This window comes from Lactobacillus sp. HBUAS51381 (assembly GCF_012641095.1).
Taxonomy (GTDB): Bacteria; Bacillota; Bacilli; order Lactobacillales; family Lactobacillaceae; genus Levilactobacillus.
The window spans coordinates 15,386-41,207 of sequence record NZ_JAAVSC010000021.1; the positions used below are offsets into that span (position 1 = coordinate 15,386).

General features: G+C 47.2%; 22 protein-coding genes. 11 read left to right on the forward strand and 11 right to left on the reverse strand.

The window, feature by feature from the left end; translation table 11 throughout:
• The first annotated feature begins 171 nt into the window (after nucleotides 1–171).
• Entirely contained in the window at nucleotides 172–1,374 is a 1,203-nt protein-coding gene (locus HEQ50_RS08225) for a hypothetical protein (protein ID WP_168900038.1), read from the forward strand.
• Nucleotides 1,375–1,392: 18 nt separating this feature from the next.
• Nucleotides 1,393–3,126, forward strand: a complete 1,734-nt coding sequence (locus tag HEQ50_RS08230) for a hypothetical protein (RefSeq protein WP_168900039.1) — start codon at nucleotides 1,393–1,395, stop codon at nucleotides 3,124–3,126.
• Between the two features lie 618 nt (nucleotides 3,127–3,744).
• Here HEQ50_RS08230 and HEQ50_RS08235 read toward each other — a convergent pair.
• From HEQ50_RS08235 to HEQ50_RS08250, 4 genes are all read right to left on the reverse strand, one after another.
• Nucleotides 3,745–4,869 (reverse strand): NAD(P)-dependent alcohol dehydrogenase, encoded by a 1,125-nt coding sequence (locus HEQ50_RS08235; RefSeq protein WP_168900040.1) that lies wholly within the window; start codon nucleotides 4,867–4,869, stop codon nucleotides 3,745–3,747.
• 242 nt (nucleotides 4,870–5,111) lie between these two features.
• The gene (aldA, locus tag HEQ50_RS08240) at nucleotides 5,112–6,587 is read right to left on the reverse strand and encodes an aldehyde dehydrogenase (protein ID WP_168900041.1); all 1,476 of its coding nucleotides are present in this window, start codon (nucleotides 6,585–6,587) and stop codon (nucleotides 5,112–5,114) included.
• 298 nt (nucleotides 6,588–6,885) lie between these two features.
• A complete protein-coding gene (locus tag HEQ50_RS08245) occupies nucleotides 6,886–7,683 on the reverse strand; it encodes an SDR family oxidoreductase (protein ID WP_168900042.1) in 798 nt (265 codons plus the stop codon).
• A gap of 848 nt (nucleotides 7,684–8,531) precedes the next feature.
• Nucleotides 8,532–9,224, reverse strand: a complete 693-nt coding sequence (locus HEQ50_RS08250) for an N-acetylmuramoyl-L-alanine amidase (RefSeq protein WP_168900043.1) — start codon at nucleotides 9,222–9,224, stop codon at nucleotides 8,532–8,534.
• Nucleotides 9,225–9,565: 341 nt separating this feature from the next.
• Here HEQ50_RS08250 and HEQ50_RS08255 point away from each other — a divergent pair, with 341 nt between their 5' ends.
• Complete coding sequence (locus HEQ50_RS08255; protein WP_168900044.1) at nucleotides 9,566–9,841, forward strand: Mor transcription activator family protein; 276 nt, start codon at nucleotides 9,566–9,568, stop codon at nucleotides 9,839–9,841.
• Between the two features lie 267 nt (nucleotides 9,842–10,108).
• On the opposite strand, the gene HEQ50_RS08260 is transcribed toward HEQ50_RS08255, so the two are convergent.
• The gene (locus HEQ50_RS08260) at nucleotides 10,109–11,053 is read right to left on the reverse strand and encodes a YafY family protein (RefSeq protein ID WP_168900045.1); all 945 of its coding nucleotides are present in this window, start codon (nucleotides 11,051–11,053) and stop codon (nucleotides 10,109–10,111) included.
• Between the two features lie 90 nt (nucleotides 11,054–11,143).
• Between HEQ50_RS08260 and HEQ50_RS08265 the strand changes: the two genes are divergently transcribed.
• Nucleotides 11,144–11,398: a Mor transcription activator family protein gene (locus tag HEQ50_RS08265; RefSeq protein WP_168900046.1), complete on the forward strand. Its 255-nt coding sequence runs from the start codon at nucleotides 11,144–11,146 to the stop codon at nucleotides 11,396–11,398.
• A 107-nt stretch (nucleotides 11,399–11,505) separates the two neighbouring features.
• Nucleotides 11,506–11,772 (forward strand): Mor transcription activator family protein, encoded by a 267-nt coding sequence (locus tag HEQ50_RS08270; protein WP_168900047.1) that lies wholly within the window; start codon nucleotides 11,506–11,508, stop codon nucleotides 11,770–11,772.
• Between the two features lie 162 nt (nucleotides 11,773–11,934).
• On the opposite strand, the gene HEQ50_RS08275 is transcribed toward HEQ50_RS08270, so the two are convergent.
• Complete coding sequence (locus HEQ50_RS08275) at nucleotides 11,935–12,441, reverse strand: DUF2798 domain-containing protein (RefSeq protein WP_168900048.1); 507 nt, start codon at nucleotides 12,439–12,441, stop codon at nucleotides 11,935–11,937.
• A gap of 495 nt (nucleotides 12,442–12,936) precedes the next feature.
• On the opposite strand from HEQ50_RS08275, the gene HEQ50_RS08280 reads away from it, so the two are divergent.
• The gene (locus tag HEQ50_RS08280) at nucleotides 12,937–14,082 is read left to right on the forward strand and encodes an MFS transporter (protein WP_168900066.1); all 1,146 of its coding nucleotides are present in this window, start codon (nucleotides 12,937–12,939) and stop codon (nucleotides 14,080–14,082) included.
• Nucleotides 14,083–14,144: 62 nt separating this feature from the next.
• Here HEQ50_RS08280 and HEQ50_RS08285 read toward each other — a convergent pair whose 3' ends face one another.
• On the reverse strand, nucleotides 14,145–16,004 hold the full coding sequence (locus tag HEQ50_RS08285; protein ID WP_168900049.1) for a DUF5776 domain-containing protein: 1,860 nt from the start codon (nucleotides 16,002–16,004) through the stop codon (nucleotides 14,145–14,147).
• A 299-nt stretch (nucleotides 16,005–16,303) separates the two neighbouring features.
• Here HEQ50_RS08285 and HEQ50_RS08290 point away from each other — a divergent pair, with 299 nt between their 5' ends.
• Genes HEQ50_RS08290 through HEQ50_RS08300 form a run of 3 tightly spaced genes read left to right on the forward strand, consistent with a single transcriptional unit; the run spans nucleotide 16,304 to nucleotide 18,561 of the window.
• A complete protein-coding gene (locus HEQ50_RS08290) occupies nucleotides 16,304–16,822 on the forward strand; it encodes a TetR/AcrR family transcriptional regulator (protein WP_168900050.1) in 519 nt (172 codons plus the stop codon).
• Nucleotides 16,823–16,824: 2 nt separating this feature from the next.
• Nucleotides 16,825–17,886 carry an ABC transporter permease gene (locus HEQ50_RS08295; protein ID WP_168900051.1) on the forward strand — a complete coding sequence of 354 codons (1,062 nt, stop codon included), beginning with the start codon at nucleotides 16,825–16,827 and terminating at the stop codon, nucleotides 17,884–17,886.
• Between the two features lie 3 nt (nucleotides 17,887–17,889).
• Nucleotides 17,890–18,561: an ABC transporter ATP-binding protein gene (locus HEQ50_RS08300; RefSeq protein ID WP_168900052.1), complete on the forward strand. Its 672-nt coding sequence runs from the start codon at nucleotides 17,890–17,892 to the stop codon at nucleotides 18,559–18,561.
• Nucleotides 18,562–18,635: 74 nt separating this feature from the next.
• Here HEQ50_RS08300 and HEQ50_RS08305 read toward each other — a convergent pair whose 3' ends face one another.
• From HEQ50_RS08305 to HEQ50_RS08320, 4 genes are all read right to left on the reverse strand, one after another.
• On the reverse strand, nucleotides 18,636–18,887 hold the full coding sequence (locus HEQ50_RS08305; RefSeq protein WP_168900053.1) for a hypothetical protein: 252 nt from the start codon (nucleotides 18,885–18,887) through the stop codon (nucleotides 18,636–18,638).
• A complete protein-coding gene (locus HEQ50_RS08310; RefSeq protein WP_168900054.1) occupies nucleotides 18,884–19,174 on the reverse strand; it encodes a hypothetical protein in 291 nt (96 codons plus the stop codon). Before HEQ50_RS08310 ends, HEQ50_RS08305 begins: the two co-directional genes overlap by 4 nt.
• A gap of 398 nt (nucleotides 19,175–19,572) precedes the next feature.
• Complete coding sequence (locus HEQ50_RS08315; RefSeq protein WP_168900055.1) at nucleotides 19,573–21,618, reverse strand: glycoside hydrolase family 31 protein; 2,046 nt, start codon at nucleotides 21,616–21,618, stop codon at nucleotides 19,573–19,575.
• A 3-nt stretch (nucleotides 21,619–21,621) separates the two neighbouring features.
• The gene (locus HEQ50_RS08320; RefSeq protein ID WP_168900056.1) at nucleotides 21,622–22,983 is read right to left on the reverse strand and encodes an MFS transporter; all 1,362 of its coding nucleotides are present in this window, start codon (nucleotides 22,981–22,983) and stop codon (nucleotides 21,622–21,624) included.
• A gap of 206 nt (nucleotides 22,984–23,189) precedes the next feature.
• On the opposite strand from HEQ50_RS08320, the gene HEQ50_RS08325 reads away from it, so the two are divergent.
• Together HEQ50_RS08325 and HEQ50_RS08330 are read left to right on the forward strand one after the other, a co-directional pair.
• Nucleotides 23,190–24,116 (forward strand): AraC family transcriptional regulator, encoded by a 927-nt coding sequence (locus HEQ50_RS08325; RefSeq protein WP_168900057.1) that lies wholly within the window; start codon nucleotides 23,190–23,192, stop codon nucleotides 24,114–24,116.
• Between the two features lie 320 nt (nucleotides 24,117–24,436).
• The gene (locus HEQ50_RS08330; RefSeq protein WP_168900058.1) at nucleotides 24,437–25,822 is read left to right on the forward strand and encodes a sugar porter family MFS transporter; all 1,386 of its coding nucleotides are present in this window, start codon (nucleotides 24,437–24,439) and stop codon (nucleotides 25,820–25,822) included.

Below are 25,822 nucleotides of genomic sequence, written 5' to 3' on the forward strand. Positions count from 1 at the left end.
TATAATGCTAAACTGCTCGTTTCTAAATGTGAAGCAGAAATGACTTGAAAATATCGTTAATAAAGAACGAGTCGTATAAAAAATGAAGTTGTTCTTTTAATAAGACATTTTTTGTTTTATATTAGTTATGAAACCGCTTACTTATCCTCCTACTGTAAGGAGATGCCTATATTGAATAAGTTGAAGAAAACCAAACAAATGAGAAAAAAAGTGATTCGAGATTTTAATACTACTGGGGAATCAATTAGTGATTTATCAACTACTGCACGTGGAATGGATAGCTTTTCCAATCGTCTACATAATTCTGAAAAGATTCTGGATAGTTTAGACAAACAGTTTATGGCGGCCACAAAACTTACTAAGGCGGATATTTCCATTTTAATGACTGCAACTGCCCTACAAGTAGTTAGACAGTACTTTCTATCTAAGATTAATTGGACAGCAGATAAAGATGAGCGACTTGATGATAAAAAAGCAGCTGGGGAACATCAATATGATCGAAATAATAGAGAGACGACTAGGTATAGAACAACTGTACTGGAGATCAATACGAATCCGGTACCCTTTGACACCCAGAATGGTTCTAAAAGCTTTGGTGAGAATCTTGGTGGTGGGAAATACCATAGGTTAGCGACCTTAGGACATGACCCAATTTTAGGGTGGGTATTTGGGACAGCTAATATCGCAACTAGGACAGTTACCTTAGCTAATCTACACTCGTATCACGTCACCTATGATCTAATTGGGAAACGGTATGGGGATATGTTCTCAGGTATTGCGGATACGCCGACAGTTTTGTACAGAGGATTAATTCATAATGTATATCCCTTAGATTTGAATAATTTTAGTATACTAGCTTGTTCGATTGTTAAAGAAGCGATACATCTGAAATCAGATATTTTTTCTAAACAGGGATTAGCCTTGCCGGGGGTATCACTACTTAACATGGATCTTTCTAAAAAGCTGTGTGATTATGGGGTTGATATGTATAATGTTATGCGCATTGCTGAAAAAGCTGCACTTCAAGCCGCATTGTCATTGGCAATAAATATCCTAATATCAATGGTTCATCGCCTTTTTTATAAAGCTGAGAATTCCGAAAATATCGAACTGTTTAAAGTGAGAACTCATAAAATATTAACTTATTCCAACCTTTTGGCCACAGGAAGTAATGTGATTGCTTCAAGTATTATGTCGGCAACTGGGAACGTGTCAGGGGGGGTACAAAGTTTAGATATTGGAGGATCGTTAGTATCTATTGGCCAATTGTTCTATGATTCTAAATTCATTGGTCGTGTGAAAGAAGAATTTTTAAAGGAAGGTTGGGCAAATGAGATAGCTGGCGACAAACTAATAATTCCTAACAGATTATAAACAGGAAGGTAGGGTACTATGGGATTATTTGATATTGGAAATAAGAAGGAAGCATACAAACGTGGAATCATTGATGCTTCAGAGTCAACAAGTCAGAAACTTGATGAGGTGTCAAAGAATGTTGAAACATCAGGAAATAACGTTTCCGCAAGTGTAAATCTTTTAAAAGATGATTTTGATGATGTTAATGATATATTGACAAGTGATGCTAAGGAAAAATTATTAGGCTTAGTGGAAGAATTAAATTATAGGGATGACTTGGAGAGTAGTAGTAAGGAATTCTTAGTAGCGATATTAATAACTCTATCACTAGGAATCGGGAAAACAAGTGATGCACAACAACGATATTTACGCTCTATTAAAAGCTATTTATCTGTGGATACAAGTCAGAAAATCAATTTGCGTAATGTTGAAAATATTACTGACTCGGATGAAACGCAACTAATATTTCGATCGGTAAATGAATATTTGTACTTGTATGATGGCTCATTCGATTTATCCAAGGACAGTGAATTCTTGGACTTCTTTGACTTCTTTAACATAAATAATCATATTAAACGTGAAATATTGGAAGATATTCAAAGGCGAGTATTGGTAATGGGGAGTGAGGGGTTAATAATACCCTTCGAAGTAACTGAGATGGACTTGAACGCTCAAAAAAATGAAGATACTGAGAGTAACGAGACTATACAGAGTCATACTAGTGATGAGGAGATTGATATAAAAAACTCTGAAATGGATGTCAGACAGAATAAGGAAAGCAACGTAGCGGAAAAATTAAATGTAAGAAGGGTAGATCCCAAAATGGAGGCAATGGCTAAGGTTCTCAGGCCCTTAACTCGCTTTCATGAGTTCTTTGAAGTGTCGATTTATCCGGATGTAAATTTGGAAATGGCCAAGCAAATATGCAGTTATAATGTGGATATCGACTTTAACGAGATGGACATAGTCGCTGTTTGCCGACCGACAACACAAGATGCGTGTTTTGGAGAATTTGCGAAAAGCATAGGATTAATCTTTTTAAAAGATAGAATTATTAGTAATCGTAAACCATATGGGGGCATGTTGAAATCAAGTGTCCAGTTTAATGTTGTAATGTATAGTGATCTCGTTGAAGAAACATCATCAAGTAAAGAATATATTGCGTATAATGGTGTGAGCTGGGAGTTAGAAAGTAAAGCCGGTGTTAAAAAAATGGCACAGATGTTACATGACCTAAAGGCAACGTCTGTGAAGCCACTGGATAAAATTGTGGCTGAAAATAAAAGTGAAGTTAAATTGACTGATAATGAGATTAGTTCACAGTTTAAGGCGTTATGTAGAATTGTAGAACCATTACGCTATTTTAAAGAAAATGTTTCAATTTATCCTAATGCCTCTATTGAGAAAGCAAAATTAATCAGTGGTTTTCACTATCTAGATATTGATGAAGATAATGTGTTGGCCGTAATGACGCCTAATGGAGAAGATGGTATATTTGGTTGGTATGGTAAGACTATTGGTGTTATCTTTCTACGAGATCGAATAATAAGTAATCGTTTGCCGAATCATGGGGCTCGGAAAAATGATGTTGAGTTTAGTATGATAAAATACGTGGACATTCAAGTACAAACTGCACCTAAGAAGAAATATGTTAAATACAACGATATAAACTGGGAAATTGATAATTATAAAGAAGCCAAGGGAGTAGGGACTATGCTGGAAGCATTAAAGGAGACTGTAGCTATGTTCGCTGATGGGAAACATTTGTAATTAGTGGAGCAACTATAATCCTTAAAGGAAAAATGTGTTTGATAATATAGAGGTTTGGATCCCGTTGTACTTTGAATTTACTTGAGGATATTGACGCACCAGTTAACTGAATCATAGGGAAGTCTCTCTATAAACTCTTAAATTAACGTGATCTGGTGTTGAAATTAAAGACGCTTTTACTTTGAAATATTGAAGTGAAAGTGTCTTTAGCTTATAAGCTAAAGACTGAGGACTCAAAAGCACTGATAAATCCCCAGCTGACAAGGCTTGATGACGTTAAGCCAATCATCAACGATTACCTATGGTTGCCAGAGATTCCAGCACTGTGGGGATGGTCTGATAAGCGGTCTTCCGGCTCGGTTTGAAACCCTAAACATGTTCCACGCTACCGCTCAGCTGCTACCGTAGTCACAGCTAAGACGTGAATTTTCGTCTAAAATTGAGGAAAAAGACAGGTTTTTGGCTTTTCCTTCCCTCCTCACCGCATTCCAGACCAAATTTGACGAACGGTAAGACGGCCGGTATAAGCTCGTAGATACGCTAAACGCTTTAGCCGAGCACAAAAAAGTGGATAACCTCACCGGATTACCCACTTTAGAAGGATTTAAGCGTCAGTGTTTATTTACCAGGAACGTAATCTTCATCGATAACCAAGACTGGCTTGATGGTCTTCCCGGAAACAGAGTCGGCGTTGGCTTCGTTGATTTGGCTGAACTTGTAGAACTTTTCAGTCTTTTCGTAGTCAAACATGCCCAACTTGTTGAATTCAATCAACCGTGGAATATCAACTTGAGGAATGGAATCCCCCATGTTAACCCCGATGACACTCTTGTCGTTGACACAGAGGTCATTCCAGGTATCTAGATCGATGTGATGGTTGGTAACGGCGATGGCTGCGGAAGTCCCACCCTGAGCCAAAGCGTTGATGGAACTGGAGATCACGCTGGCAACACCGGTCGTGTCAACCGCGTAGTTAACCCCATAGCCACCCGTTAAGTCTTGAACGGCCTTAACGACATCGTCAACGTTCTTGCTGTTGATGGTATCCGTGGCACCGAGTTCCTTAGCCAATTTCAGCCGAGAATCCACGATATCAATGGCGATAACCTTGGTGCATCCAGAAATCCGACCGGCCATCATGGCAGCCAACCCAACGGCACCGGTCCCAAAGACGGCGATGGTGTCACCAGGCTTTGGCTTCAAGGTGTTGAGGACGGTCCCAGAACCGGTCACGTAGCCACAACCCAGAGGCCCTAAGCCCCGCAAGTCGAGGTCCTTGTCAACTTTAACGGCGTTCCGTTCACGAACCACCGTGGTTGAGGTAAAGGAACTTTGGTCAAACATGTCGGCGACGTCATGACCGTTTTCGGTGAAGTGCGCGGTCCCGTCAGGACGGACACCGGACAGGTTGTTGGCGGCGTAGTTTTCACATTGGGTTGGAATCCCCTTCAAGCAGCTCTTACAGTTCCCACAACCGTAGAAACTCAGAACAACGTGATCACCGGGCTTGAATTGGGTAACTTCTGGCCCAACTTTTTCAACAATCCCAGAGCCTTCATGGCCCAGAACGATTGGATAGTCAATGACCGCAACCCCGGTACGGAGCGCTTCATCGGAGTGGCAAATCCCACTGGCAACCATGTGGACTTGGATATCGTCTGGGCCCATTTTAGCCAGTTCAACGTCATCACGAATTTCAAAATCAGCATTTTGCTTATCAACAACTGCAGCTTTAATCTTCATAATTATTGGCACCTCGGTTTAAAATTTTATGTCCTAATACATGTTAATTATCACACACAATGCGACTGATGTAAACGCTTACAGAAAGACTACACGTCGCGGATATACACAAGATCCTTACTGCGACCAGCTTTTTCGAATTTACAACTTAAATTTATCCGCAGTAACGATCCCGTGGGGCATTTCACACTCACAGGAAAAAAGATAATTCTTAGACGAATTATCTTTTTTCAGCAGTATGATTAGCCGTTAGCCTTTTCAGGATGGCCTTGCAGGTAGATAACGTGAGTGTTCAGGAATTCTTCAATCCCGTGCTTCCCGTCATCGCCGCCGATCCCGGATTCCTTCCAGCCGGAGTGAGAGCCGTTCATGGCTTCGAAGTTGAACCGGTTGATATACGTTTCACCATCTTCGAGTTCCTTGGAAGCCCGCATCGCGTTATCCAAGTTTTCGGTGAAGATTGATGAAGTCAACCCGAAGTCGCTGTCGTTGGCCATATCAATGGCATCATCCAACGTCTTGAAGGTCAAGACTGGCAGAACGGGGCCAAAGATTTCGTCTTGCACGATTTCGGAGTCTTGCTTGACGTTGCTGATAACGGTTGGTTCGAAGAAGAAGCCCTTAGCAATCTTGACCACGTGACCACCAGTTTCCAGCTTGCCACCGGCTTTAACGGCCCGGTCAACCATGCCGGATACCTTGTCCAAGGCGCCTTGGTTGATCAGAGGACCCATGCCAATGTCTTCGTGCTTCATTGGGTCGCCCACGGTAACTTCGCCCATCTTGGTTGCCAACTTCTTGGTAAATTCGTCGGCAATATCTTCTTGGACGTAAACCCGTTCACAGTTGTTGCAAAGTTGCCCGTTGTTGTCGACCCGTGAGTCGATGATGGATTGAACGGCCAAATCGATGTCGGCGTCCTTGCAGACGATGGCAGGGGCTTTCCCACCGAGTTCCAGAGAAACCTTTGCCATGTGTGTGGCTGCGGCGGCCATGACCCGCTTCCCGGAGTTTACGGAACCGGTCAAACTGATAATGCCAATCTTCTTGTTCTTGGAGAGTTCGTCCCCGATGACGGCACCAGGACCAGTAACAATGTTGACAACACCCTTAGGAATGCCGACCTTTTCACAAATCTTCCCGAATTCTAGGCCTAAGTTAGGCGTATCGGTACTTGGTTTCATAACAATCGTGTTCCCGGTAACCAAGGCTGGTCCCATCTTCCGGGCGATTAGGAAGAATGGGAAGTTCCAAGGTAAGATCCCGGCAGCGACACCAATCGGTTGTTTATCAATCATAATGCTTTCGTTGGCGTTGTCGGATTGTAAGATTTCACCTTCGTAAGTCCGTGAAGCACTAGCCATGTAGTCGAAATAGTCCGCGGAGAAGAGAATTTCGGTGGTGGCTAATGACTTGATCTTACCTTGTTCTTCTTGGAGCATCTCAATCAGATGAGCAGAGTCCTTCCGAATTTCGGATGCCACGTCATGTAAGTATTGTCCCCGAGTAGCAGCGGGAACCTTTTTCCAGGATTTCTGGGCTTCATAGGCGGCGTCAATGGCTTCACGCGTTTCTTCAAGCGTGGCGCTAGGGACGGTTGAAATCGGGTCGCCGGTAGCTGGGTTGATGACGGTGATCAGGTTGCCAGATGAGGAATCCTTGAATTCACCGTTAATGTACATTTGATAATGTTTTAATGCGACAGTGTTCTGTGTCATAATGCGAAATACTTCCTTTCCCAATTGGACATTGGTCAATGTATAAACATCGAATGTAACTTGGATAGTAAACGAAAAAAGTCACAGATTGTTACTATATGAGCAAACATAATTCAAATCAAATACGCGTATTTATTTGATTACTCACCATTGTTATAAGACATTTTTGAGAAGATTGCAAACGCATTCACAATAAAAAGCCCGGTAATCACCCGATAAAATTCACGAAAAGTCAAGGGCGACTAACACCGAGCATTTTTTAAAAGTTTTGCAACAAACTTTCTAAACTAAAAAATAATTAAGCGGGATCATGATCTTTTAAAAATTCGGGATGATTCTGAAGGAAGGCTGCCGCGCTAGGATGCGCTGCGAGAAAAGCCTGTAATTTTTCCGGATCAGCCGTTAGCTGCCGGAGTTGATCAAATTCTGAGGGGGAGTTGGGTGCCATAGTGGGATAGAAGATTTCCGCGCTTTGGCGGGTATTCACGGCTTTCACGTACGCTTGGGCGACGTTGGCCGGCCGCATGGCTTCGGTCGTGTCGGCAATGCCTTGAATCGTGATCAAACTCACGTACGTATTGGTTTCCTGAAGGTCATCGGCGAGGGACAGGACGTAACTTCGCAGGGCGGCCTTAGTCAGAGACAGGGTCGTTGTGGTTTTATCGGGATGCAGTGCTGCGCCACCACCGGTAAAGAGTAGGTTGCGGGGGATATCGGTGGGGACGAGATCGAGAAATTGGCGACTGGCCGTGATGGCGCCTAAGACGTTGGTCTGAAAACGTTGGGTAATCGTTTCCGGTGGCGTGGTCAAAGGGTCATCCAGTGTGGTGTCGGCCACATTATAGATGAGGGTCTGGGGATGGCCGAATTGACGATTGACCTCTTGAAACATGTGAGCGGTCTCCTGCGGTTTAGTGGCGTCTGCGGCAATCCAATCGGCGGCGAGTCCTTCCGTATGGAGCTGTTCAGTCATGGTTTGTAGGTTCTGCGCGTTACGGGCAACCAGTATGGGATGGTGGCCGGCCTGGCTGAACGCCCGCGCAATGGCGAGTCCGAAGCCAGAACCGGCACCGAGGACAATGACGGTTTTTGTCATAAATAGGGGTACCTCCAATGGGTGAAGAATCAGGGGAGAGAAATATTGTGTGAAACTGATTCACCTAAAGTTACCATACCAGCTTGCGGAGAATAGGACAATGAAAGTGATTGTGAAATAAACAATTCGTTGCATCACCGAATTAAATACACGTCAAATAAGACCCGTCCGCATCTAGCGACGGGTCTTATTATTGATGGGCCTAATTTATGAGCGAACCTTGATGATAGAGTGCCGCCTAGGGCTACCAGAAATTCCGCCTGCTGTGAGGACCGGAGAAAGCCACAGGGCGGTCTTTCTCCTCGATTTAGAGCCGTAACCCACGTCTCTAAATCGTCCAGTGACGTAACCTGGCTGAGAAACACCAGCTAACGTCACTTCCACGGCTGGCTCCATTTCTTCCGCCTACGGCTAGGGCTGTCGGTCAATGATTCGCTAGCAGATTGATGGGGATTATCCGCAGCTGATAACTATTCCAGGTCATCGGCTGCTAACGTCGCCGTGAATGGGCCAAGTCTGAATTTACACAGATAGGAGTCATCCAATCACTATTAAGGATGGTTGCGATCACAGAAGTTATCGAGAATCGTGATTGCGTTGCATGACTCACTTTTGTTTTTAGCTGGAGGAGGCCAGGGATGGAGCCGGCCGTGCGCGTGAAGTTAGCTGGCGTTTCTGGGCAGCTTACTTCACTGGACGATCTTGGAGACTTGCGGTCTTGGCAAGGCTTCAAGTCGAGGTAAAAGACCGTTCTTTGGCTTTTGCCGGTCCCACAGCAGGCGGAATCCCTGGCAGCCGGAAGCGAACCCGCAAATAGTAAGGCAGACCGGCCATTCAACGACTAAGGCTTACTTGAGGTGTTCGTTGGTGATGGCCTCAATGTCGGCTTTAGCAATCTTGGCCATGTTCTTCTTGAGGTGTTTGACGTCATTCTTGTTGGTGATGAAGCCGGATTCGACCAGGCTGTAGTCGATTCCTCGGTGCCGCAGGACGTTACAGTTCCGCAGGTTGGTCCGGTAGCTGTAACCGTTGTAGGCCTTGTTCAAACCAACGTATTTCTTAATGACCTTGGCCAACCGTTTGTCCCGTTTCGTCGGGTGCTTCTTGTGAATGATGACGTGACCACCATGACCGGCCGGGGCGTCCAAATGGAACATGATGACCGTGGTCTTCTTGTTAATCTTGTAGGATCCCTTGTGATGATAGAGGGTATCGCTGACCAGATTCTTCTTGGGATTGTAGAACGTGATGGTGCTCCCCTTCACCTGCTTGGCGTATTTGCGTAGCTGCGGAAGCATGTGTTTGCGCAAGAAGGTGGCTTCCGTGGTCCCGTTACCCCGGGCGCCAGGATCGCCGGCCCCGTGGCCCATGACGATGAGGTAGTGTTTCTTGGCCTTGGGGTTCGCCTTAGCCTTTTTCGCCGTTTTAGACGTGGTCGTCTTGCTGGCGGCGTTTGCGGTTGTGACCGTGGTGGTGGCCAGTGCTAAAGGTAAAAGTAGCATGAGACCGGCCACAAAACCAAATTTCCAATGATGTTTCATCCGAATCGACTCCTTATGTATGGTAATTAACGTCTTTAATCATACACCAAAAATACCAAATGTAGACGCTTAGTACCAAACTAAAAGTTAAAAACTTGTGAACTCGATCCAGACCAAATTTGGCGAAGGACAGTGTACGCCCGCCATAAATTGCGGAGATATTGACGAATGCGGCGAGGGGGGGGCTTTTAGATACTAAACCGAAAGAACATTATAGTTAGTAAAGAATAATGCAAGGCACCTCACCCTAATAGTTAAAGGTGGTTCACATTTTTACTCGCCTTACACGTTTGTTACGCTATTAACGGCGAAAAACCATATTAATTGAGGAGGAATTTGCCATGTCAATGCGTGTGGATTTATTACAGGAGTCTTACGCCCAGCTATACGAGCTATTGGGAGAGGATTTAACGGAACAGGTTTATGAGATGTATCGGGGGCGGCAGATTTCATTTCCCATGCGACTCTACAACCGCGATAAAGTGGCCAAACAAATTGTTGAGGAATATGACGGTCATAACCTGGCACAATTAACCAAAAAATATGATTATTCGCAGCGTTGGATTCGGCAAATTATTCAAAAGAGTCGGGAAGATGCCAAGCAGGGACCGAAGTAAATGCGGGAATGCCCTACGGCAAGTTTGCTAGATTCTTTAGGGGACATCAGGGATGTTGCCGTGGTCTTCTTTGGTTCCAACCGGTAAGTGAGGCCCTGAAGGTGTTCCACTTTGATGCCCAGTAATCATTTAAGACAGACGTTAAAAGGCTTGTCTCGCATTGCGAGGCAGGCCCTTTTTGACTAGCGGACGGTGGTGTGGCCAAGCTGTTCGGCTTGACGCTTGCCAACTGATTCTCGCCAGGAAACTTATATTCTGGTTAACGCGTTAGTACCGGGCCAACATGCGTTGGAGTTCTGCGCGCATGCTGGCCGCAAACTCCTGGGGCGCCGTGACTTGGACGTTCGCGCCCTGACTAAGTAGCCACATCTTGGCGCCGGTGTCGAAGGTGGTGGCGGCAATTAAGACGGCGCCCTCATCCGGATACCGTGCCGTTATTTTTGCGGTGGGAAACCGGTCGAGGGCGGCCTCGGGAATTCCCCAGAACTTGAATTGCAGGTTAATCTTCTGGCCGGGCTGCATGTACTGGATGAATTGGCGGAGCTCGCCTTCCTCGACGCGCTCGGCCCGGGAACGGGGGATGGGTTGCGTCGTCGTTTGCAAATGGCGGATGCGGTCCACCCGATAGAAGAGATTCTGCTGGTAACGCGGATTGTAGGCGATGACGTAGAAGTAGAATTCGGAAAAGATGATGGCCGCCGGGAGAATCGTGCGGGTGACCAGCTCACCGTGTTGGCGTTGGTAGGTAATGGTCACGGGTTGCTTGTGGGTGATGAATTGACTCAACTGCCAGACGGCATTGAGGAGGGGCTGATCGTGGTGCAGGGGGCGATAGTAAAAGCGTTCGTTTTTGATAATTGGTTTAATTTCACTTTGATCTTCGGGGGAAATTAAACGGAGGAGGCCGTCGATGGTCTGGGTCATCTCGGCCTTGGTGAGCGCCCGGCTGGCGAGGGCAATCTTGATTAACAGAAGGATGGCCTGCTTAGAAACGGTGGCCTGCGTGGTACTGAGCTGATAGCCGCCCAGTTGGCGTCGATAAGTGAGGCGGTAAAACAGGTGTTGTTCGGCGATGAATTGACGAATTTGACTAAAATCGCGCTGGATGACCCGGGGGCTGACGTGAAATTGGTCGGCTAGCGCTTGTTTCTTGACCAGATGACCGGTCATGAGGGATTGAAAGATCGTGAGTTGACGGTAGGCGGCATTCATGGGGAAGACTCCTTTTTTAGTAGGTAGACAAATTCTGTCTAGTTGTCATTGTAGACTGGGGTTAATTCGTAAGCAAGTGAGGCGACCATTGTGGAAGATATTGAGAATTGGCAGGCCCTGTATCGCGAATTGGCCCAGGTCGTGGGGCCAGCCGCCACGAAGAAGTTATGGGCGTATTTTGGCGGGTCCCAAGTGAGCTTTCCCAAGCGCCTGGCCGATCCGCAACGTGAGGCCGTAGTCATCCGCCAAGAGTATGCGGCAGGGATGCGGGTGGCCCAGTTAGCACGGCGCCACAATTATTCTAGCCGCACGATTCGACGAATATTAGCGCAGTCCTCGGCATAATGCTGGGCAATCTGCCGGTGACGGGCGTGGCCAAAGTCATTTCCCCCGGCAGTGCGCGTTTGCTACGCTAATGGCGGCAGATCTAGCCAAAAAGGAGACGGTATTTGATGACAGTACACGTGGATTTATTGCAAGAGTCCTATGCACAACTATACGAAGTGGTGGGAGAAGACTTGCTGCTGAGGCTTTATGACCTCTACCGGGGCCAACAGATCTCATTTCCCATGCGGCTCTACAACCGTGATAAGGTGGCCCAACAGATTGTCACGGAGTATGACGGCCATAACATGGCGGCGCTCACGCGGAAGTATGATTACTCCCAGCGGTGGGTGCGGCAGATGATTCAGGCGGATCGCGAAGCGCACAAGTCGTGACCGGGTGGATGTCTCCGCGGGGCCTTGCGTGAGCTAACCTTAAGCAAGCAAAAACGAACGCCTGTCCCTAAATATCTCGGGGCAGGCGTTCGTGGTTCCACAGGCGTGGGGCTGTGAAAAAACGCCGCGGCTACTAAGTGGTAGCGGCGACGTTCAGTTTGATTAATCTTCGAGTGATTCGGGTTCTAAATGTTCGGCAGCGGGGGTCGTCTTCTTTTGGACGAAGCCCAGGATGGCCCGGGCGATGGGACCCACCACGATCAATTGGAGTGGCAGGGCCATGAATAGGTTAAAGATCCAGGTGTGCAGGTACGTCAAGAAGACGTTGTCCCCAAAGTTCTGGGTCACGATCATGCCAAATAGCGACATCAGGGTGACCATCCCGGCCACCATCATGCAGGAGATGGTCAGGGCGATTCGAATTTGTTTTTTCTTCATGTAATCATTTAGAATGAATTTGAAGAAGATGGCCTTGACGCTGGGGCCGATGATGCCCAGATCACAAATGGCGGCGACCAGCAGCGCTAATGGGTAGCCCGTCAACACCTCGCGAATGAAGTGGTGAGAGAAACCGTCAGCTAAGGCGATGTTGTAGCCAGCCATGACCAGGACCATGAGGCCCGCCATGACGGCAGTAAATAAGAGTTCTTCTTTAAAGTTTTTAGGCATTGTGTTGCTCCTCGTTTGTATTTCCCACGAGTCGTTAGCATAGCATGTTTTGTTTCATTTCGTAAGACATATTTTGAAAATAAATGAAAAGAGCGCTTACTTGGTGTCGCGAAAAGGACCCGGTGATTGATGAATAGCTCTGGTTTAATAATACTAATAGAAGGAATTGCACATAAATTAGTAAATGAGCAAGCGGAAATAAGCGAAATTCGGAGGGTCACGCGCGATGACGATAGTCGACGAGTCAAATTGATGTTGAGGTTGGCACTGTGAGTGCGGCGAAAAACGTGAGAAATGGCTTTTGGGGAGAAGTCGGTTTTATGTGCGAAATTAATAAATACGTTGGGGCATTTCAGGTGGTGAAAACTAATTTTTCAGTCTTTCAGTTCTTACATATGTGGTTTTATTTTTCATGAAATTAGCCTAAACTACTATGAGGAGGTTTTTTAAGTGAAGACACAAGAAGCAACACTGTCTAAGCGGACAATCCTACTCATGGCGGTGGTCACCGGGGTTATTGTGGCCAATTTGAATTTTATTCAACCCATTGAGAACCTGATTGCCGCAGACTTTGATATTTCCAAGGCAACGGTGGGGACGCTAGCCATGGTGACCCAACTGGGCTATGCGTTTGGCCTATTGTTGATTGTTCCGTTGGGAGACATCTTCGATCGCTATCAGCTTATTCAATTTATGATGGTGCTTTCGATCTTTTCGTTACTCTTAGCCTTTTGGGCGCCCAATGCCGGTATCTTTGCGGTCGCCACGGCTCTGGTCGGCATTACGTCGGTCGCCCCCCAGATTATTATTCCTTATGCGGGGTATCTCGCGCCGGCACTACAGCGGGGACGTGTACTGGGCATCGTGCTCAGTGGACTGTTGACGGGGATTCTACTGTCGCGGTCGTTTAGTGGCCTGCTGGGGAGTATCATGCCTTGGCAGGATATCTACCTCGTTGCTGCGGGAATCGACCTGATTTTCTTGGTTATTGTCCATTATCGATTGCCGCAAGATGCACGGGGGCATCAGGATTTGCGCTACTGGTCGGTGATTGGCATGTTGCCTAAATTATTCACGAGCCAGCGCGCGTTACGCGGGTCAGCGATTAATGGCTTCTGCCTGTTCGGCATGTCCAACGTGCTGTGGTCAACGCTGGCCTTTTACCTGGCCGCAACCTATCATCTCGGCAGTAACGTTGCTGGCTTACTCGGTTTACTGGGGATTGCCGGTGTACTGGCGGCGCCGATGATTGGTAACCTGGTCGATCAACGGTCGCCCCGCCTCACGATTACCTTGTCGATGGCGCTTTCCGGGGTTGCCTTCGTCATCTTCTGGTTCGGCGGCCACTGGATGGTTGGTCTGATCTTGGGCATTATCTTACTGGATCTGGGCACTCAGTTCAGTCAGGTCTCCAACCAAGCCATCGTGCAGTCGTTGAACCGCAAGCTAAGTAGTCGAAATAATTCGGTCTTCATGTTTAGTTATTTTCTCGGCGGCTCGATTGGTACCTTGGCCGCAACCTGGGCGTGGACCCACGCCGGTTGGCTCGGTGTCTGTGGCGTAGCGGCGGCCTTTCTGGTGGTTGCGTTGCTCGGTCACTGGGTGATTGGGGAGCCGAAGAAGTTGAGTGTGGAAGCGTAATCTATGGGACAAACGAAATGCAGCTTACCTGGGCGGGTAAGCTGCATTTTTTGATGATCGGATTATTTTAACGTGCGGACAAACTGCTGATTAGCGGTGATATAGCCACCAGCGACCCGGTAACGCAGGGGGTCACGCTTGCTAAAGTCGTTGGCGTTGGCATAGTCCCAACCGAGAACTTTAAAGGTGGCGTGAGCTTTCTTGGCGTAGTGGTGGTTACGTTTGGTCAGATTAGGCGTGGTATAGCGGTTCAGCGCCGTCTTGGCCTGGACGCGTTTAGGCATGACCTGCTTGCCAGCGAAGACGAGGTGCTTATTGCCGGAGACGTAAGTGCCATTCTTCAACATAAACCGGGTCGTCGCGTTGTGTTTCACGACCTGCTTGACCTGAAGGACTTGGCCCTGGCGATAGTGGGCACGTTTACCAGTCAGATTCTTCTGGGTATAAGCGTTGAGTCCCTGGGGATTGATGACGGTGAGCCGTTGTGGGCGCTTGGCATAGTAGGCTTGGGTCACATATTTGGTATTGGCCGTGATGTAGCCGGTATGCCCAACGGTTTGACTCTGAGCATTGATGTCTTTGACGTGATAACGCAAGGTGCCCGCCTTGGAGGTTGTGCTACCGGTGACTTTGAAGAGGGGACGATTGCTCTGCGAACGTTTCGCATACCAGGATTGTCGCGTTTTTTGGCTAAAGTCAGGGGACTGATACAACCCAACTTTGCGGGTCGCCGCAATGATGCTAGGTGTGGCCACATCAGCCGTACTTTTCGCGTAGGTATAAGTGATACTGCGTGCGTTTTCGCTAAACGTGCCCGTCTCGTCACCCGTGGTCTTAACGAGGGTGTATCCAGCAATGGTGAGCGGTTTAGCCTGGTAATTCTCACCCCAAGCACCGGTGAGCAGCTTATCCGGTTTCAATTGCTGGCCCTGTTCGTCAACGTAGTGGATGGTGATTGGCTGACTGGGCGTTGGTGTAGGTGTAGGGGTGACGTCGGGTTGATCGGCTTTGAAAACGGGATTAATGATAATTGTTGCACGTGCAGTTGCCGCGAGGGCGCCATTAACGTGATAGGTGCCGTCACTCTGTGGTTCCAAGAAGTCAATCATGGGCGTTTGAAGTAGTTTAGCGGTTGTGGCGGCGGTTGCGCCAGGATTGATCTTAGCTAATTGTACATAAAGTTCCTGTGGGTCCTCTGATAGTTGGGAATGCTGGAAAAAGGGCAATGCCACTTCAATTTTTTTAAAAATTTGTTTAAGGAATTCATCTGGATCATTTTGACTGAGGGTGTCCAGTTCATCAGCAAAAGATGGTGTCTCACCTGCAGATAGGCTATCTACGGACGATTTGATTTTATCTCGGGGAGTCCCCAAATAGTCCTCTTGGATATCACTAATAGACATACCGTTAGCAAGATTAGATGAACCAACGTGTAGGTACCAGGCATAACTGTAAGTCGTCGCCGTCAGGATAGTGGTGAATTGCTCAGTTGAAAATTGGCGTTGCTGATTTAATGAAGCATTGATCTGTTGCGTCATGTAGTCGCCTAATGTTTCACCAGGAGTTAGGGTGAGGGGCTCTTTCGCAAAATCAACCATATTTTGAAGCATACGATTGCTATTAGGTGGATCAAAGGAATATTTATCCACCATGTTAATAACAAAATTATCATTCGAAAGGGTTTCGCTATCGAAAATCTGACTCGGTTCATCAGAATACCAGGGGACGTTAGTGGTGCCTGATTCATCGACGTAAGTGGTGTAAGGCCCCTCGACGCCACTAATCTGGTAGGCTTTCTCGTTTTCTGCAGTCTTAGCACTTGGCGAGTTGATGGTGTCGGCATGGGCGATAGTCGGAGAAAGGCCACCAACCAGGATTATGGCTAGGCCGATGGCTGATAACTGGCGAATAAATGTCGGCATAAAAAGCACCCCTTATATATTTTATGTATTTACAGGTTCATTCTACCATCAGTACCAATAAAAATGATGCGTGAACGACTGAAATTACAGACCACAAAGTAGTGGAATTGGGTAGTGACAAACGCCACAATGTAAGCGCTTCATACTCGGTGAGGCAATGTTTTACAAAACAGCGTGAGTATAGCCTAAGCGTCCAGCGGTTAGTCGCAATTCAGACTTAAAGTTGACACGGTGTCACCCACATGGTAACCTGTTTTCAAGTGACACGATGTCACTTTACCAAGAGAGGAGTTTTTCCATTGCCTTCAACGACGTTTGACCATTTACCAACCGCTAAAAAAGCGCGCATCACCGCCGCTCTTTTGACGGAATTTTCCGACCATGGGCTGGCCGATGCCCAGGTGGCGCGGATTGTCACGGCCGCCGATATTGCCCGCGGCGCCTTCTACAAGTACTTTACCGATCTGACCGATGCGTATCAATATCTCTATCGGCTGGCGTTACGTGAGATTCACCGCGATGCCGGTGGGGATGACCACCAGACCTTTGACGCCGAGCGAATTTATCAGGGCGTGGTGGCCTTCGTCGATCAGGTCAACGACAGCCAATACTACGCCTTCATTCGGCGACACTACGCGGAGAACGAGAGCCTGTTGCCCGCGGCGCCGGTCCCAGCGACCCTTCCCGCGATTGCCTGGGCGGCGATGGTGTTGAGCCACGCGGCCATCAAGGAAATCCTTTTACAGCCAACCCACGAAGCCGTGGTGCGTGAGCGGCTCAGAACGACGCTGAATCTGTTGCAACCCAAGGAGGCCTGAGCATGTTTCTCGCTTTAAAAGAAATTCGCCACGAAAAATTACGTTACGGGTTAATCGTGGGCATGATCGTGCTGGTCAGCTACCTGGTCTTTGTGCTCAGCGGCCTGGCTTATGGACTGGCCCAGCAGAACACGCAGGCCATCTCATCGTGGCAGGCCAGCAAGATAGTCTTAAATGCGGACGCCAACAACAGTCTGTCCCAGTCGTTAATCGCCAAATCAACGGCTGATCGCGTGACGTTAACGTCCCACGAAGCCGACATTGGTCAGGCTGGTGTGGTGGCCAAGGCCAAGGGTCAGGCTAAATTGTCTGCCCAGTTCTTAGGGATCAATCGGGGCCAGTTTATTTACCGCCGCGTCAAGACGACCAGTGGGCATAAACCCCTGAACGCCCACCAGATCATGGTCGATGATAGCTTCAAGACGAATGGCTATCGACTAGGTGATCGGGTCACGTTAAATTCGACGGCGACCACGTATCGGATCGTGGGATTCACCCACAATGCAAAGTTGAGTGTGGCGCCGGTGATCTATGGGACGCTGGGAACGTGGCGGACGCTTAGTCACGTGACCACGGACTTTCAGGCCAGTGGTATCGTGACCGATCGTACCGATTTCAAGCCGCAGGTGGCCGGGCTGAGTACCCTGACCATCCCACAATTTATCAACAAATTACCCGGTTATTCGGCGCAGAATACGACCTTTACCTTCATGATTGGTTTTCTGATGATCATCGCTATGGTGGTGATTGCCGTGTTCCTGTACATTTTAACCATGCAAAAGTTGCCGAACTACGCCGTTTTGCGGGCTCAAGGGATTCCCGCCCGTGTCCTGGTGACCACGACCATCAGCCAAGCACTGCTACTGGTCGTCTGCGGTCTGGCACTGGGCGCGGTCCTGACGTTGGGAACCGTGTTGGCGTTGCCGGCGGGGGTTCCCATGAGTTTTAACCTGCCGTTGTTGGCGGGCGTGACGGGCGGTATTTTACTGACCGGCGTCGTGGGTGCCCTGATTCCGGTCAAAGTGATTTTAAACGTTGATCCAGTCAGCGTGATAGGAGGTTAGCGAATGGCAGTTTTGGAAGTGAAACACGTGACGAAAACGTTCGGCCACGCCAGTAATGAAGTAACGGTGTTGACGGACGTGAATTTTACCGCGGCCGCCGGTGAGGTCAGTCTGGTCATTGGGCCATCCGGGTCCGGGAAGAGTACCTTCTTGACGATTGCCGGCGGTATTCAGACACCGACCGCGGGGGATGTGGTGGTTCAAGGGCGCGATCTAAACCACTTGTCGGGCAAGGAACGAGATGCCTTGCGACTCAATCGAGTTGGGTTTATCTTACAGGCGTACAACCTCGTGCCCTATCTAACGGTGGCCGATCAGTTCGCGCTGGTCGACCGGGTCAAGCCACAGGGAAACCTCAGCGCTGACGAGTTGCGCCGACTCCTCGATCACCTCGGCATTAGCCAGCTGGTCGATCAGTATCCGGCCGAACTCTCGGGAGGTCAGACACAGCGGGTGGCCATTGCCCGGGCGCTCTACCAGAATCCAGATATTATCCTAGCCGACGAACCCACGGCGGCCCTGGACAGTGAACGCGTCAAGGTCGTGGGGCAGTTGCTTCATGATTTGGCTAAGGCCCACAACAAGGCGATTGTGGTCGTGACCCATGACCTACGGCTACGGGCGTATGCGGACCAGACCTACGCGATTATGGATGGACGGATGGCGGTGGCGTAGGGGACAAAGTGACTATTATACAAAAAACGTCACCATATCTTATTTACGGTGACGTTTTTGTATGGTCTCATATTTTATTCAAATACTGGCGCCATTTTACTATCAATATCGGGATTTTCAGATGATTTCACGCTTAGAAAGATCGTATTGTTATCAGCCCTTAAAGCAAATACTGTCTGGTTAGTACCAAGCATTGTTAACATGGAACTTAGTTTTGTTAGCTCAGTGGCCGGAAACACCACATTGATAAAGGATAACTTTGCGTCTGTTTGAACTAAAGTTTCATCCTGCAAAATCATCCTAAAGAAAAATAGTAGAATTTTCATTGTACTTCACCTGTTAGCCAGTTTTTCAGATCTTCACTTTGATTTAAACTAACATGTAGTCGAATCTGACTTATTTTGCCTCTTGCATCAAGTATGTCTGTCGTGCCAAATTTAGCGCCATGTTGACCTAGTAAATTAAAGCAAAGACATAGACCTTCTACATCAGACACTCTTAAATGGACATAAACTTCTCCATTCGTATCGGAGAATTGGCTGACACTGCGAGCTCCTAAAAATTCCCGAAAAATTAGTTTTAATTGAGTTTCTGGTGAACCTCCATTTGCCAACTAGTCATCTCCAATATTATTAGAATGCAATTGAGAATCATGAATGAAATTCATTTTTAGCTCTCAAAAGAAGAATATCATATATCAGCAATGTAGTAAACAGTGTAAAGCATAAACGTCGTTATATAGTATTGCTATTTTTATTATCGCACTTTCAAAATAACATTTATGAGACCCATCACGAACATACTATTGTGCTATGCTTCAACAACTAGGGTACGGCATAGTGGCAGACCTTGTAGACATCATCAACGATAAGAGACATCCTCTTGTCCTGAACCAATTGTTTATCTACTAGAAAATACAAATTTACACGTTGTGCTAGTTAATTAACCAGAGGGTTAGCGGCAAAAGGCGTCCTATCGAAATATTGATAGGACGTCTTTTAGGTTGAGCGATTATTCAGTTAATTTTGGTTCCGTAAAGTTCAGAATTTCTTTAACCGGATGACTGGCGCGAGTGAAGACGGGGATGGTTGCAACCGGCGTGTCAACGGTGATCGTTTGGCCACCGTCATAAACTTTTTGCGTGTTAATATCAATCCATTGTTCACCCGCAGGCAAATAAATCTGGCGCTGGTTTTCACCGGCATGTAAGATTGGGGCGACTAGAATGTCTGGACCAAACATGTACTCATCAGAAATATTCCAAGCAGTGTCATCGTGATTAAAGTCGTAGAATAGTGGCCGCATCACAGGCGTTCCCTTTTCATGGGCCAACTTCATCTGGATCATGATGTAAGGGCGCAAGGCTTCGCGCATGAAGAGGTACTTCCGTAAAATTTGGTAGGTGTCTTTAGGATACTTGTAAAGTTCATTGAAGGCACCGGAGCCAAAGGGTTGGCCAAACATACGGTCAGCGTGTTCGATGGTCTGTTCAGCGGGTTCGCGGAATCCATGAATCCGCATAACGGGGCAGAAGGTTCCAAACTGGAACCAGCGTGCTAGGAGTTCATGGAACTTAGGATCTTTGACGTTGCCACCCGTGAAGCCACCAATATCGGTGGTCCACCAGGAGATGCCGGATAAGCCAGCATTGAGGCCAGCGACGACTTGCTTCTGTAGAGACTCGAAAGTTGAGTGGACATCGCCAGACCACAACAGGGTCCCGAAACGTTGACTACCAGCCCAGACACATCGAACGAGGTTAACAATATCTGTTTGCCCCTCGGCCTTTTGCCCTTCATAAAAGGCCTTCGCATAGTCTAAAGGATAGATGTTGCTGACCTTAAGTGCTGGTCCGATGTGGTAGCGGAAGTGGTCGAAATCGTACATAAACCCGTATTCTGGCTCGGCTTCATCCAGCCAGAAGAGGTGAATACCTTTGTCGTAATAATGTTGCTTGGCTTTTTGCCAAATAAAATGGCGGGCACCGGGATGCGTGGCATCAAAGAACGTTTCATTTCCCATGAAGTGATAAGAGTCATTGTACATGCGTTCTGAACGAACCAGATAGCCCTTGTCATCCATTTCATCGTAGTTTTCACTGTTGATGTCAACCGTGGGCCAAATGGAAACCATCAGTTTGATACCCATATCATTGAGCTCATCGACCATGGCTTTCGGGTCTGGCCATTTCTCGGGATCGAACTTCCATTCACCTTGCTGGGTCCAGTGGAAGAAATCAATAACGATAACGCTGATCGGTAGCCCACGATCCTTGTATTCATGTGCAACTCGTAATAGTTCTGCTTGACTGCGGTAACGGAGTTTTGATTGCCAAAAGCCACTGGCAAATTCTGGTAGCATGGGAACATGACCCGTCACACTAGTATAAGATTCCTCGATAGCGGCTGGCGAATCACCCGTGGTCACCCAAAAGTCAATTTGGTCAGTATCCTGTGCTTCCCATTTAGTTTCGTTGTTGGCGAAGGTCACTTGCCCAATAGCTGGGTTATTCCACAGGAAGCCGTAGCCTAAGTTGGAAATGACAAAGGGAACATTGGCCTGGGTGTTACGTTGGGCCAATTCAAGGATGCAGCCTTTGAAGTTCAGTTGCTTTTCTTGACGTTGCCCCATACCGAAAATTTTTTCACCGTCCACAGCTTCAAACCGCATGGTTGCAGCGTAATCGCCACCGATGATTGGTTTGAGTTCACGGCCGGGAATACCTAATGGACTGGTTTTGTGTCCACCAGGCTTAACTTGCCAGCGTTCTTCTAGTAACGTTTTCCCATTTTGATCGGTAAAGGTTAACCAACCAAATTTGTTAATGTTGGCGGTTAAATGACCGTTTTGAATTGCCCCGGTGTCGTCAGTGATGGTGACCACAGCCTTATCTTGACCGCTAATGGGCTGTGTTAATGCCCAGTTTTGATCTTTCGCAAAGTCGGCTTTCTTGGTTACCCGAACGCGTAGGCTATTAGCGCCCCAGGGTTCAACTAAGATTTGTTCGGCCGCATGTGTCCAATAGAGCTGGTGATTTTGTTCTTTAATAATTGCCATAAATTAATCAGTCTCCTTAGTCTGTAAATGCCGTTGCTTTAAGTCAGCAGCGATTTTATCTTCCATTCGCTCGTATTTACCATAAAATGGGACCGGAATCAGGGCACAAGCGAAGAGTAGGATAGAAACCCAGATGAAACTTAATTTGATACCAAATAGGGAACGTGCCGTTTGGACGTGATTGGCCACGTAGCCAAAGTGGGCGAGAATCATGGATGGAATGAAGCCGGCAAGGCCACTGCCCATCTTGATACAGAAAGAACTCCCTAACGCGGTTAGAATCCCCGAAGAATGAATCCCGGTCTTCCATTCACCGAAGTCCACGGCTTGACTGAGCATGGAGAATGGCATGGTTACGGCAACTCCGGACCCCATGTTACCGAAGATCCAACCGAAAAGGGCAATACCAACATTGTGTCCAGCGGCCAATACGATTAATTGACCGAGGATCGCAATGATAAAGCCCGCTGACCAAATCTGCGTCTTGGAAAACTTCTTATTCAACCAGGGAATTAGAAGAATCATAAAAAGCTGTAGGGAAGCTAACGAATTGAAGAGGGAAACAAGCCCCTTGTTATTAAAGTTGTAAGTAAAGTAATAAACCAACGTGGAATTACGGTTCGTGTAAGCCATCCAGTAGAATAAGTTACTAAGAACGATGATGACCCACGGCCAATTCCCTTTGATAGCCTTGATACTCTTGTTAATGGGAACTTTTTCAACGGATACTGGTACCCGTTCTTTGACAACTGTAAAGGCATGCAGTGTGATGATTAAGAAAATAATGGCAACTGCGATAATTAAGAATCTAAAACCCAGTGTGTCGTTACCCTTGCCTAGAAAAGCGACAACGGGTAAGCAGGCAGCATTAATCAGAAACCCGCCCAATTGAGAACCGACCAAACGCCACGAGTTGGCCTTGAGTCGTTCTTCAGGGACTCGGGACAATGAGGGTAAGATAGAAGTCAGTGGCGTATTGATTCCAGTGTAGAGAATTCCGGAAAGGATATAGGTCACAGCACACCAGATAATCTTTTGCTTGTAAGGTAAGCTCGGATTCCAGAACATTAGAACGGACGAAATGGCAAAGGGAAAAGCAACCCATAGGAAGTAAGGTCGGGATCGACCGTACTTAGAATGGGTGATATCAATCAAAGCACCCCAAATTGGCGCATCAATCGCATCGAATCCCCGGGCAATTAAAAGAATGACTCCGGCAACGGTCACGGGAATCTTGGCGACATCGGTGTAAAAGTAAAGGAGATAACTACTAATCAAAAAGTAAATAAGAACCTGAGCAAAATTTAAACTAGCGTAGTTGAACATCTCATAATTACTAAGAAACTGTTTTGCTTTCTTTTTCATGTTGAAGTTCACCTCAAATTTTCTGGTCTACTCGAGAAGACAGTTATATTGTACGCGCTTTCACCAGCCGGCCGAAACTGATATAATGATAGAAAAGGTGGACTATTTTAAATTGTATCCACAAAAATGGTGGATGATATTCAGATAAAATGACATAAAAGTGGACTATTTCTCAATAAGATAAATTAAAGGTGGACAAATATCAGATGAGTACGAATGAACCAATTACTATTTTGAATAGCGATCGACCTTTCCATTACTTTGTCGCTGGGCGGTACACAGCGAAGCGGGGATGGAGTCATCAAGCCACAACCCTTAGTGATAATTATGAGTTAATTATTGGTGTAAAGGGCGTTGCCTATCTTAGTGTGAATGGCATAGAACATGCGTTAACGCGGGGGAAGTTTATATTAGTTCCCAGTGAAGCGACGGTCGTTGGTTATCAAAAGTCAGAGACCGATGTTGAGTATTATTGGTTTCACTTTTATCCGAAAGATCATGTTGAAACTCTTGCTCAGGCCGACTTGCTGGCCGCCCTGGATGATCGAGAACGCCTAAGCCGGATTATTAATTACGCGATATTGCCGGCAGAGTATACGATTGATAACTTTGACAACATCCTGGCGAGTGCGAACGAAGTTTTGGCGATCTCCCAAGAAATCAACTATACCGATGCCATCATGTCTTATAGTGTGACCAAGCTAGCACTGCAAATCTCCAATGACTTCATTAATTCTTTACACCGTTTAGTCAAAGAGAATCCAAAGGCTCGCTTAATTAAGGATTGGATTCGAGCCAATTTGGATTATTCACTTGGGGTTAAGGATGTCGCGACACATTTTGATCTCAATTACCGCTATCTCAGTCAATTATTGAAGTCAGAAACTGGTTTTACGGTGGAGAACTATATTATTTTTTTGAAAATTAACATTGCTAAACGCTTATTGTTAGAATCCAATTTGCCGCTAAAGGTAATCGCGGATCGGGCCTACTTTAACGATGAAAAGTATTTCTTGCGCTTGTTTAAGAAGAAGGTTGGCGTGACACCGACAAATTACCGTAAGAACTACATGAAAGGTTTTCTCGTCACTGGTAATCAAGGTGCGTCAAAGAGCGATACGAGTGGCGATTAGGACTAGTACAATTTGACGAGTGATTTAGAGAAATCGTTTGGTTTTATGGGCTGGCGTTTGCAACTGATCTAACCCCTAGCTAGGGTCAATTAACTTTCAATCCAATAACACTAGCGATAGTCGCGCCAAACCCGGCATTAGTAGGGCTTGGCGCGACTATTTTGATGGGTCGAAATAGCAAAAGTTATGGGTCGTAAAATTTTGCGGTCTAGACAATTGCGTATCGTTAACGGGACGTGTACACTGGTCAAGGAAAGCGGTTACATTAAATCGATTATACAAGTGCTCTTATTATTAAATATCGGAGGGTGAACGGGCTTATGAATCGACATTTAAGTACCTTTTTTATTTTTACTTTTGGTGCACTCGGGGGATTATTATTTGGTTTTGATACGGGGATTATTTCGGGCGCTTCGCCATTAATTGAAAGCAACTTTAGCCTGAATATTGCACAGACCGGGTTTATTACGTCATCCGTTTTAATTGGGTCGTCCGTCGGGGCACTGGGCGTGGGCCCGCTGGCCGATCGGTATGGGCGGAAACGCTTGCTGATTTTGGCCGCCATTCTCTTCTTGATTGGGTCTTCGCTGTCCATGGTGGCCATCGGCTTCTGGTCCATGGTCGTTGCCCGGATCATCTTAGGACTGGCCGTGGGGTCAGCGTCAGCCTTGACGCCGGCGTACTTGGCCGAATTGGCACCCGCAGAACGACGGGGGTCACTCGGGACGCTGTTTCAACTGATGATTACGTTGGGGATTCTATTGGCTTACGTGTCCAACCTGGGGTTCTTGAATCATAACCTGTTGGGCGTTCGTGACTGGCGGTGGATGTTGGGGTCGGCCCTGATCCCGGCAGCCTTACTGTTAATTGGGGGACTGTTACTCCCTGAATCACCACGGTTCTTGGCTGAAAAAGGGCATAATGAGCAAGCCCTGAGCGTCTTGAAGATGTTGCGACAAAATACAGATGATGATCCCGAAAAAGAATTGGACGAGATCAAGGTCGTGGCCAATCAGCCTAAGGGGGGCCTGAAGGAACTCTTCACGGTGGCTCGTCCAGCGGTGGTTGTGGCGGTTGGGATTATGCTGCTTCAACAATTAGTCGGGATTAACTCCGTGATTTACTTCCTGCCACAGGTCTTCATTAAAGGGTTCGGCTTCGCTGAAGGCAGTGCCATCTGGATCTCCGTGGGCATTGGGATTGTGAACTTTGTTGTGACCGTTCTGGCCACCGTCATCATGGATAAATTCAACCGAAAGACGTTCCTGATGTTTGGGTCAATCGTCATGGCCGTCTCACTGGGTATCTTAGCGGTGATGAACTTTACCATGGATATTCACACGACCGCCATGCCAACCATGATTCTGATTGCGGTCTACATCTTCGGGTTCGCCATTTCCTGGGGGCCGATTGCCTGGGTCACGATTGGCGAAATCTTTCCACTCAGCGTGCGGGGGATCGGATCGTCCATCGGTTCCGCGGCCAACTGGATTGGAAACTTCCTGGTTTCCCAATTCTTCCTGGTCATGCTGGCTTACTTCCACAACAATGTTGGCGGACCATTCGCGGTCTTCGCGGTCTTTGCCGTCCTGTCCATGTTCTTCGTCCACTACCTGGTTCCGGAAACACGGGGCAAGTCGTTGGAAGAAATCGAAATGGCCTTGCGACACCAATCTGGCAATGATGCGCCGTCAGAAGAAGACTAA

Bases quoted from the DNA above. Each gene is read 5' to 3' on its own strand.
- HEQ50_RS08315 (WP_168900055.1), bottom strand. From the start codon at position 21,618: ATGGCAATTATTAAAGAACAAAATCACCAGCTCTATTGGACACATGCG.
- HEQ50_RS08295 (WP_168900051.1), top strand. From the start codon at position 16,825: ATGTTTCTCGCTTTAAAAGAAATTCGCCACGAAAAATTACGTTACGGG.
- HEQ50_RS08305 (WP_168900053.1), bottom strand. From the start codon at position 18,887: ATGAAAATTCTACTATTTTTCTTTAGGATGATTTTGCAGGATGAAACT.
- HEQ50_RS08300 (WP_168900052.1), top strand. From the start codon at position 17,890: ATGGCAGTTTTGGAAGTGAAACACGTGACGAAAACGTTCGGCCACGCC.
- HEQ50_RS08250 (WP_168900043.1), bottom strand. From the start codon at position 9,224: ATGAAACATCATTGGAAATTTGGTTTTGTGGCCGGTCTCATGCTACTT.
- aldA (WP_168900041.1), bottom strand. From the start codon at position 6,587: ATGACACAGAACACTGTCGCATTAAAACATTATCAAATGTACATTAAC.
- HEQ50_RS08275 (WP_168900048.1), bottom strand. From the start codon at position 12,441: ATGCCTAAAAACTTTAAAGAAGAACTCTTATTTACTGCCGTCATGGCG.
- HEQ50_RS08320 (WP_168900056.1), bottom strand. From the start codon at position 22,983: ATGAAAAAGAAAGCAAAACAGTTTCTTAGTAATTATGAGATGTTCAAC.
- HEQ50_RS08260 (WP_168900045.1), bottom strand. From the start codon at position 11,053: ATGAATGCCGCCTACCGTCAACTCACGATCTTTCAATCCCTCATGACC.
- HEQ50_RS08270 (WP_168900047.1), top strand. From the start codon at position 11,506: ATGACAGTACACGTGGATTTATTGCAAGAGTCCTATGCACAACTATAC.
- HEQ50_RS08235 (WP_168900040.1), bottom strand. From the start codon at position 4,869: ATGAAGATTAAAGCTGCAGTTGTTGATAAGCAAAATGCTGATTTTGAA.
- HEQ50_RS08280 (WP_168900066.1), top strand. From the start codon at position 12,937: ATGGCGGTGGTCACCGGGGTTATTGTGGCCAATTTGAATTTTATTCAA.
- HEQ50_RS08330 (WP_168900058.1), top strand. From the start codon at position 24,437: ATGAATCGACATTTAAGTACCTTTTTTATTTTTACTTTTGGTGCACTC.
- HEQ50_RS08285 (WP_168900049.1), bottom strand. From the start codon at position 16,004: ATGCCGACATTTATTCGCCAGTTATCAGCCATCGGCCTAGCCATAATC.
- HEQ50_RS08325 (WP_168900057.1), top strand. From the start codon at position 23,190: ATGAGTACGAATGAACCAATTACTATTTTGAATAGCGATCGACCTTTC.
- HEQ50_RS08230 (WP_168900039.1), top strand. From the start codon at position 1,393: ATGGGATTATTTGATATTGGAAATAAGAAGGAAGCATACAAACGTGGA.
- HEQ50_RS08245 (WP_168900042.1), bottom strand. From the start codon at position 7,683: ATGACAAAAACCGTCATTGTCCTCGGTGCCGGTTCTGGCTTCGGACTC.
- HEQ50_RS08255 (WP_168900044.1), top strand. From the start codon at position 9,566: ATGTCAATGCGTGTGGATTTATTACAGGAGTCTTACGCCCAGCTATAC.